This is a genomic window from Bacillus songklensis, from assembly GCF_042649685.1.
GTDB classification, from domain to species: Bacteria; Bacillota; Bacilli; order Bacillales; family Bacillaceae_H; genus Bacillus_BA; species Bacillus_BA songklensis.
The window spans coordinates 1-1,414 of record NZ_JBHRZT010000022.1 but is presented as its reverse complement, the minus strand read 5'-3'; the positions used below and the strand labels follow the sequence as shown (position 1 = coordinate 1,414).

The 1,414-nt window shown below is 34.4% G+C and carries 3 protein-coding genes; 2 read left to right on the top strand and 1 reads right to left on the bottom strand.

Annotated elements, in window-relative coordinates; all coding sequences use genetic code 11:
* Window positions 1-171: cold-shock protein (locus ACFOU2_RS07075; protein WP_377913653.1), on the bottom strand; the 171-nt coding region annotated here is incomplete at its 3' end.
* Window positions 172-408: 237 nt separating this feature from the next.
* Here ACFOU2_RS07075 and ACFOU2_RS07070 point away from each other — a divergent pair.
* The gene (locus tag ACFOU2_RS07070) at window positions 409-609 is read left to right on the top strand and encodes a cold-shock protein (protein ID WP_377913651.1); all 201 of its coding nucleotides are present in this window, start codon (window positions 409-411) and stop codon (window positions 607-609) included.
* A 324-nt stretch (window positions 610-933) separates the two neighbouring features.
* Window positions 934-1,179: a hypothetical protein gene (locus ACFOU2_RS07065; protein ID WP_377913649.1), complete on the top strand. Its 246-nt coding sequence runs from the start codon at window positions 934-936 to the stop codon at window positions 1,177-1,179.
* Window positions 1,180-1,414: the final 235 nt, after the last annotated feature.

Sequence of the window (1,414 nt, the reverse complement as noted above, 5' to 3'; positions counted from 1 at the left end):
TCCACGTTGACCTTGTTCAACATCAAAAGTAACTTTTTGACCTTCGTCTAATGATTTGAAGCCATCACCTTGAATAGCACTGAAGTGTACGAATACATCTTCTCCGCCTTCAACCTCGATAAAACCGAAACCTTTGTCTGCGTTAAACCATTTTACTGTACCTTGTGTCATAATATTTCCTCCTGTTGTGGAAGACTCCACAATTGTATTACTACCCTTGCCCACCTATAATATTTCAAGACGAAACCTTCTTTTTAAGACAGTTCTGCTATCCATCCTATACCGAACAAAAATAATTACCTTTATTATAACAGATTGACAAAAACAATAGCAATTAACAGAAAGGCAGAAAATTAATGATTTTTTGTTTATGGGGGTATAATAGATGGAAGGAGTAGTGATGTTGTCATGTATTATAGGAAAAGGAATGAAGAACCATTACCTAAAGAACAAACAGAGGTTTGGGAATGTGAATCAGAAGACTGTATTGGTTGGATGAGAAAAGATTTCTCTTATGACAATCATCAAAATTGTCCTTTATGTGGTCATAAAATGAGAGCTGGAGAACGTCTTTTAGAAAAGTTGCCTCCTAACCCCCATCGAAGCTGATTGATATCCATGGCTTGTACAACGATCCCATCTTTCATTGTATATATGTCTATAAGGTTATCATGAAGCTTTAAATTTAGATTTTAAAAAGTGCTATCCGTTTCTTTAACTGAAAACAAGATCATTAACAAATTAACATTCATTTATCTTTGCTTACTGCTTCTGTTGCATCTTATAAGTATTCTAATCAAATGCAACCATGTTATAGGACGAAAACTCGGACTATTTTTGCTCCGAGCTTTTTTGTTTCCTGTAAGGCTCATTATATGAACTGAAAAATTGAATGAAGGATATAATTAAACTGAAGAAGAGGTGAAAACAGAAGTGAAAACAAAAGGAGCAGAAGATTTTATTTCACTTGAAGAGATTGTTGTAACAGAAGAGTTTTTAAATTCATGTCCTAACCCTGGAAAAATACAGAGAGTCGTAGACTATTTAAAACGGACAGGCTGCTTAGATGAGCCCATTACGATTAAGCGAGATACAAAGATTCTCACGGATGGCTATACACGCTATATTGTGGCTAAAAAGGTAAAAATGGATCTCATCCCTGTTGCATATGAAAAATGAGCAGGGAAAGCCTACATGGCTTATAGAGGAATGGCTATTTTTCATCTAGACGTTTAGCTTCTTCAGAAAACGGACAAATTAATTAATCGATCCTGTATGAAATTCTGTATATCTAATAAAATAAAAATATGAACAAACTACACATGGCAGGAACTTGAATGCATCATGTTAAATGTGATGACTGCACGTTTGCAACATACTGAACATGAGAATTAGGAAAATTGTTCGTAAAATT